The 6,915-nt window shown below is 69.8% G+C and carries 5 protein-coding genes; 1 reads left to right on the top strand and 4 read right to left on the bottom strand.

Annotation, left to right across the window (positions count from 1 at the left end; translation table 11 throughout):
- Together VIB55_RS15240 and guaA are read right to left on the bottom strand one after the other, a co-directional pair.
- A partial coding sequence (locus tag VIB55_RS15240; protein ID WP_331877517.1) for a DUF885 domain-containing protein occupies nucleotides 1-701 on the bottom strand: 701 nt, incomplete at its 3' end.
- Nucleotides 702-1,333: 632 nt separating this feature from the next.
- A complete protein-coding gene (gene guaA, locus VIB55_RS15235) occupies nucleotides 1,334-2,878 on the bottom strand; it encodes a glutamine-hydrolyzing GMP synthase (protein ID WP_331877516.1) in 1,545 nt (514 codons plus the stop codon).
- A gap of 237 nt (nucleotides 2,879-3,115) precedes the next feature.
- Between guaA and VIB55_RS15230 the strand changes: the two genes are divergently transcribed.
- A complete protein-coding gene (locus tag VIB55_RS15230) occupies nucleotides 3,116-3,856 on the top strand; it encodes a hypothetical protein (protein WP_331877515.1) in 741 nt (246 codons plus the stop codon).
- A gap of 62 nt (nucleotides 3,857-3,918) precedes the next feature.
- Here VIB55_RS15230 and VIB55_RS15225 read toward each other — a convergent pair whose 3' ends face one another.
- Together VIB55_RS15225 and VIB55_RS15220 are read right to left on the bottom strand one after the other, a co-directional pair.
- Nucleotides 3,919-4,260 (bottom strand): hypothetical protein, encoded by a 342-nt coding sequence (locus VIB55_RS15225; RefSeq protein WP_331877514.1) that lies wholly within the window; start codon nucleotides 4,258-4,260, stop codon nucleotides 3,919-3,921.
- 56 nt (nucleotides 4,261-4,316) lie between these two features.
- Nucleotides 4,317-6,915 (bottom strand): glycosyltransferase (locus tag VIB55_RS15220; RefSeq protein ID WP_331877513.1); only part of this gene is annotated, 2,599 nt, incomplete at its 5' end.

Raw genomic sequence — 6,915 nt, 5'->3', positions numbered from 1 at the left:
CCCTCCTGGATGGCCGCGCGCCCGGCCGCCGCCAGCCGCTCGCGGTCTGCCTGGGGCACGCCGGCGGGAAAGTCGGCGAAGGGCTTCCAGAGCAGGCTCTTCGCGGGGTCGTCGACGATGTGGGGCTGGATGGTCTCCTCGATCCCCTGCAGCGACACCGACGGCAGCACCATGCCGCGCCGGATGCCTTCGCGCATCAGGTTCACGTGGTCGGCCACCCACGGGCGGAAGGCGCGCAGCCGGGCGATGTAGTTCTCGTAGTCGCGGACCGTGGCGAGCGGGACGTTTTCGCCCAGTTGCGGAAACCAGGTGTGGAACCCCTCGCGGTTGGTGATGGGGATCAGGTGAAGCCCCAGCTCCACCTCCTGGATGCTTTCTTCCTTCTGGCGGGCGAAGATGTCGTAGTCGATGCGCGCGCCGGGGTCCAGCGAGTCGCGCGGGATGGCGCGCAGGCGCGCGAGGAACCCGCGGGTCTCCTCCGTCTGCCGCTGCACGTCAGCCAGGGAGACGGGGTCCAGGCGGTCGTTGAAGCGCGTGTCGCCCAGGCTGGTGGCAAAGGTGGGGTTCTCGCGCAGGCGGAACTCCCAGTCGTCGGCGAACAGCTGGTTCAGCCGCTCGCCGGCGGTCTGCGCGGAGGCGGGCTGGGCGAGCGTCGCGAGCGTAAGCGCGGCGAGGACGGGGAGGAGTCGGGCGAGAGTCATGGGAGACGGGGAGTGCGAGAGTGCGAAGGTGCGAGAGTGCGGGAGTGCGTTCCGGATGGGCTGGCTGCCGGCGCATGCCTCGGCAGCCCCCTCTCCCCGGCCCTCTCCCCCGCTGCGCAGGGGAAAGGGAGAATTCGATCGCCCTTCGGCCGGTTTGATTGCGAGCGTACCCAGGTGGTGCCGGATGGGCTGGCTGCCGGCGCATGCCTCGGCAGCCTCGTCTCCCCGGCCCTCTCCCCCGCTGCGCAGGGGAAAGGGAGAATTCGATCGCCCTTCGGCCGCTTTCTCGGCGGGGTCGGGGCGCGCGGGGATGCGTCGGAATTCCCCACCGCAAGCCAGTCCACGAAGGTGGACTTCGTGTGGTTGTTGCAGCGAATTCATTCGCCCGTGCAGGGCCGAGGCCGCCCCATTCCTCGGTTTCACGGCTCGTTCAGGGCTCCGGCCGGTCCGAGGTCCGGGCTTCCGTCTCGCTGCCGCGCCCAGGCGAGTTCGTGGTTCAGGGCTAGATCCTTCAGTCGCGCCTGGCTACGGCGACCGGGCCGGTGGGGCGGGTTACTCCTTCAGGATGACGACGCGGCGCGCCGAGGCATGAAGTCGCGGTGCACTTTCGCACTTTCGCACTTTCGCACTCCCTACTCCCACTCGATCGTCGCCGGGGGTTTCGACGAGATGTCGTAGCACACGCGGTTGATGCCGGTAACCTCGTTGATGATCCGCGTAGAAATCCTCGCGAGAACGTCGTGCGGGAATGGGTACCAGTCGGCCGTCATGCCGTCGCGGCTGGTGACGGCGCGCAGGGCGCAGACGTTCTCGTACGTCCGCTCGTCGCCCATCACCCCCACCGAGCGCACCGGGAGCAGGACCGCAAAGGCCTGCCAGATGTCGTCGTACAGGCCGGCCGCGCGGATCTCTTCCAGGTAGATGACGTCGGCCTGGCGCAGGATGGCCAGCTCGCGCGCATCCACCGCGCCCAGCACGCGGATGGCCAGCCCCGGCCCAGGGAACGGGTGCCGCCCCACCATCTCCTCCGGCAGCCCCAGCTCGCGCCCCACCTGCCGCACCTCGTCCTTGAACAGTTCGCGCAGCGGCTCGATCAGCGCGAACCGCATCTCCTCCTTCAACCCGCCCACGTTGTGGTGCGTCTTGATGGTGGCCGACGGGCCTTTGACGGAAAGCGACTCGATCACGTCCGGGTACAGCGTCCCCTGCACCAGGTACTTGGCGTCGCCGCCCAGCCGGTCCGACGCCTCCTCGAACACGTCGATGAAGGTGTTGCCGATGATCTTGCGCTTCGTCTCGGGATCTTCGACGCCCTGGAGCCGCTCCAGGAAGAGCGCCGACGCATCCACCACCTCCAGGCGAATGCCCATGTGCGCGCGGAAGGTGCGCTCCACCATCTCGCGCTCCCCCTGCCGCAGCAGCCCCGTGTCCACGAAGATGCAGGTCAACTGGTCGCCGATGGCGCGGTGCACCAGCGACGCGGCCACGGACGAGTCCACCCCGCCCGACAGGCCGCAGATCACGTTGTCGGCACCCACGCGGGCGCGGATCTTCTCGATCTCGTTCTCGATGTACGAACCCGCCGTCCACGTGGGCTCGCACCCGCAGACGCGAAAGACGAAGTTGCCGATGATGTCGGCGCCGCGGACGGTGTGCGCCACCTCCACGTGGAACTGAACGCCGTAGACGGGCCGGTCGTCGGCCGCGAACGCCGACCAGGGCACGTCGTCGGAGCTGGCCAGGCGATGGTAGCCCGGGGGCGGCTGCACCACGTGGTCGCCGTGGCTCATCCACACCTGCGTGCGCTCGCCCGGCTCGAAGCCGGCGAAGATCCCCGCGGGCTCGTCGATGGTCACGTGCGCGCGGCCGTACTCGCGCCGGCCGCGCTCCACCACCCCGCCCTCCAGAAAGGTGATCAGCTGCATCCCGTAGCACACGCCGAGGACGGGGATGCCCATCCGCAGCAGCTCCGGCTCGGCCGTGGGCACGTCTTCGCCGTAGACGGACGACGGCCCGCCCGACAGGATGATCCCCGTGGGCGCCCACTCGCGCACCCACTCCAGCGAGCGGGTGGGCGGCTGGATTTCGCAGTACACGCGCTGCTCGCGGATGCGCCGCGCGATCAGCTGCGTGAACTGCGAGCCGTAGTCGATGATCAGGATGCGATTGGGGTCCACGTGCCGCCGCGCGTGCGAGTGCTTTGCCGATGGGGTGCGCCAAGATAGTCCGCGCGAACAGGCCCGGAAAGGAGCCCGGAGAGCCCTGCCCGGTGCCCCTCCGGCCGCCGCTCGCTACGGTGACACCGTAGCAGATTGCACGCTGCGGACGTTCGGCATGGAATTTCCACGGGGCGACCCGTATCGGGCAGGATGCCAGCGGGAGCGCCATCCCGCGGACGCGACTGAGAAGCGAGGATGAGGATGGGAATGGTGATGCGCAACGCGCTTTCGCTTGGCGGTGCCGCCCTGCTGGCCGCGGCCCTGGCCGCCCCCGCGGCGGCGCAGGAGGCTACGGTGTTCGCCACGGGCTCGGTAGACGGCAACGAGACGGGAATCGGCCTGCTGGGGGTGTCGGTGCGCGGGGCCGGCTTCGGCCTGAAGCCCGTCGGCGTGGTGCAGGGCTACTATCTCCAGTACACGGTTCCCGCCAGCCCCGACCAGGACAGTTCGGTGAACCTGATCGGGTTTCAGCCGCAGGTGGGGCTGGGGTGGTACGGCTTGGGCGGGTCCGTCGAAGCCCGCGTGGGCTACAACCTGGTCTCGGGCCAGGACGAGGGCAACGAGGGCGACGACGTCCCCGTGGTGGAGGTCGAGGGCGGCGGCTCCGGCCTCACGACCACCCTCCAGGCGCAGACGTGGTCCACGCGGCCGGAACTGTTCGGCCTGGCCACGTACAACTGGGGCGAGCATTTCCTCTATACGCAGGCGCAGGCACTGGTGCCGCTCGGGCGGCTGGGCCTGGGCGCCGAGGCGGTGTGGCAGCAGCAGACCGGCGACGAGGGCGACTACCAGTCCACCTCGTTCGGCCCCGTGGTGCGGCTGGGGCTGAGCACCGAGTCGTCGGTGAGCTTCGCCGGCGGATACAAGGACGACAACGTGCGCGACCCCACCTGGTACGCGCGCCTCACCTTCGTCCGCTGGGGCATCAGCTTCTAGCCGGCGACGGACGTTCCGACAAGACGAAGCGCCCCTGCCGTGATGGCGGGGGCGCTTTGCTTTCAGCGCTGCGGATCCGGACGCCTGTACACCTGCGTCGGGTGGGCGGCGAAGGCGGGAAGGAGCACCCTCCCGCGCCACTCCTGCAGCGAATCCGGGAAAACCTGCCTTACCATCTCCGCCACCCGCCAGAAGCCCTCGGCGTCCTCATCGATCGCGAAGTGCTGGCCAGTGCCCGCCAGGTGAAACTCCAGCCAGACGGTGTCCGTGGTGATGTCGTCGCTCTTGTACGCCACGATAGCGCCCACGTCGGCCCAGGCGACGTTCCCCACGAGACGCGCATCCTCGTACAACGCGAACCCGTCCCGCCCCACGACGATGCGATGGCGCGGGGCGGGTTCCATCCACCTGCCCAGAGACGTGCGGAGCCGCGACAGGGCACCCATCGCCACCGCCGGCGTCAGGTGTTGAGGATGCGCGAGGCGGCGCGGAAGTAGCCGGACTTGCGGCCGTATCCCGACTTCAGCGGGCCGCCGGTGTGTGCCACGCCCACCGCGTACCGCACGCCGATGGGTGTCTCGATCGCGCGGGAAAAGACGACCTTGCCGGTGCGCTCGGTGCTCGTGCCGGGAACGCGGAAGCGGATGGGCGTGCCGGGCGGCACCGGGCGGTCCATCACCAGCCGCGCGCCGCTCTCGCTCAGGTCCTCCAGGAACGCCATGGGCGACCCGCTCCCGTGCTCCGGGCTGCTGCGGGGCAGCATCACCTGCGCGGGAAGCTGCACCGCGTGGCGGGTTTCGCCGCGAAGGTTGCGCACCCGCTCGCCGGCGCGCTCCAGAAAGCGCAGGGCCGTGCGGTAGCGCGACTGCTCCAGCGGCACCGCGTGCTGCGTGCAGTGAAGCTCGATGGCGTCGCGCACGGGCACGGGCAGCCCCACGAACGCCGCCCCGCTGCGGTACATGGGCGGGTCGGTATCTTCGATGCGACTGGAGTGCACGATGCGGCCGCGCACGTTCATGGTCCCCGTGGTGAGCGAGAGCGTCAGGCGCACCTCGGTGCCCACGCGCATGGGCTCGCCCGTGCGAAAGCCCACGCCCCCCGGGTTCAGGTTCTCGGTGAGCGCCACCAGGTTGTGCGGGGTGCCATCCGCCGAGCGCATGCGCACGTGGATAGGAAACTGGTCGCGGAAGCGGTGGTCGGCGCGCTGCTGGCGGATGCGCAGGCTCATCTGCACCACCGACGAGGCCAGGACGAAGTTGAGCGCCGCCCACACCATGTTCGCCACGAACCCCGGCGAGCGCGTGCCCTCCCAGCCGTAGTCCACCCAGCCGAACCGCGCGGCCGCGAAGGCGAACGCCACCGTGGCCGCCGTCACGCCCATCAGCACGGCCTGTGGCGCGTACGTGCCGAAGGGAACGTGCCCCGGGCCCTTGGGCGTCACCTTGAAGCTCAGCGGCTTGCGGCGCAGGATGCTGAAGACGGCGCGTGTGTACGTCCAGAACTTGGCGACGTGAAAGCGCTCGGAGATCAGTAGGTTGCCGATGCCCCGGGACAGCAGCATCGACATCACCAGCGTAAGCGCCAGCACGGGGAGAAAGCGCGCCAGGAACCCCGCGTTCAGCGCCCGGATGGGGAGGATGCCGGTGAGGAAGAACACGATGGGCGCCAGCAGGAACACCAGCTTCTGCAGCCCGCCCACGTACGCCGTCAGCGAGGCGAAGTACGACAGCCGCTGCGAAAGCGTGAGCCCGCGGGTGAAGAGCGGGTTGAAGCGCTTGATCACCTGCATGGCGCCCTGGCCCCAGCGCAGGTGCTGGGTGTGGAACGCCACCGCCGACCCCGCCGCCAATCCGTACGCCAGCGACTCGCCGTAGAACGCCGACTTCCACCCGCGCGCGTGCAGCCGCAGCGAGGTCTCGATGTCTTCGGTGATGCTGTGGTGGCTGAACCCGCCGATCTCGTCGAGCGCCGCGCGCCGCAGCACCGCCGCCGAGCCGCAGAAGAAGGCGGCGCCGCGCGCGTCCTTGCCGGGCTGCAGCACGGAAAAGAACAGCCGCTGCTCTTCCCACATGCGGCGGCCCGTCTCGTCTACCTCGTAGGTGAACGCGTCGGTGTTGTAGAAGTCCTGCGGCGACTGCACGAAGGCCAGCGTGCGGTCCTGCGAGAGGATGCCCAGCAGCCGGTCGAGCATGTGGGGCAGCGCCACGTGGTCGGCGTCCAGCACCAGCACGAACTCGCCGTCGGTGTTCGCCAGGCCATGGTTCAGGTTGCCGGCCTTGGCGTGCTCGTTGGTCTCCCGGCGCAGGTAGCCCACGCCCGCTTCTTCGGCCATGGCGCGCACTTCGTCGCGCTTGCCGTCGTCCAGGATCCACGTCCTGTGCGGGTAGCGCATGTTGCGCGCGCCCACGGCCGTGCGGCGGATGACCTCCAGCGGCTCGTCGTAGCAGGGGATCAGCACGTCGGCCGTCAGCCCGGGCGGGGCCTTTACGGCGGTGCGGTGCTTGAGGCTCCACACCGAGTGCACGAACAGGAAGCCCGAGATCAGCCCCCAGGTTTCCGCCAGGGCCAGGGGGATGGCGAACCACAGGTGGTCGGGATTGAGCGTCCATCCCCAGCGCCAGACGATGTAGTACGTCCACACGACGAGCGTGAGGATCGCCTGCGCGCGGATCAGCCATTCCTTCCACTCGGCCTGGCGCGGCACCACGTACCGCGCCAGCGCCCCTCCCTCGTCCTGGCGGCCCCTGCGTCCGCGCCGGCTGGGGCGCCCGGCATCCTCCTCGGCGGGCAGGGCCACGGAGGCGTCGGCGTCCACGGCGTCGAAGCTGGGCACCAGCTCCTCGACCTCTACCGCGACGATGTCCGGCGCGGAGCCGTCGCGGAGGTCGCGATCCGGCACCTGGGCCAGCGTGGCCACTTCGGCCAGGATCCCCGGCTCGGCGTCCACAGGCAGCGGCAGCGCGACGGGCCTGTCCTCCCCCGCACCCGCGTCGGTCCGATCCGCATCGGTCAGGACAGCTTCAGCCCGATCTGCATCGTCCAGGACAGAGTCGGATCGA

It is taken from the genome of Longimicrobium sp., from assembly GCF_036554565.1.
Lineage (GTDB): Bacteria > Gemmatimonadota > Gemmatimonadetes > Longimicrobiales > Longimicrobiaceae > Longimicrobium.
This window is presented reverse-complemented; position numbering and strand designations above follow the sequence as displayed.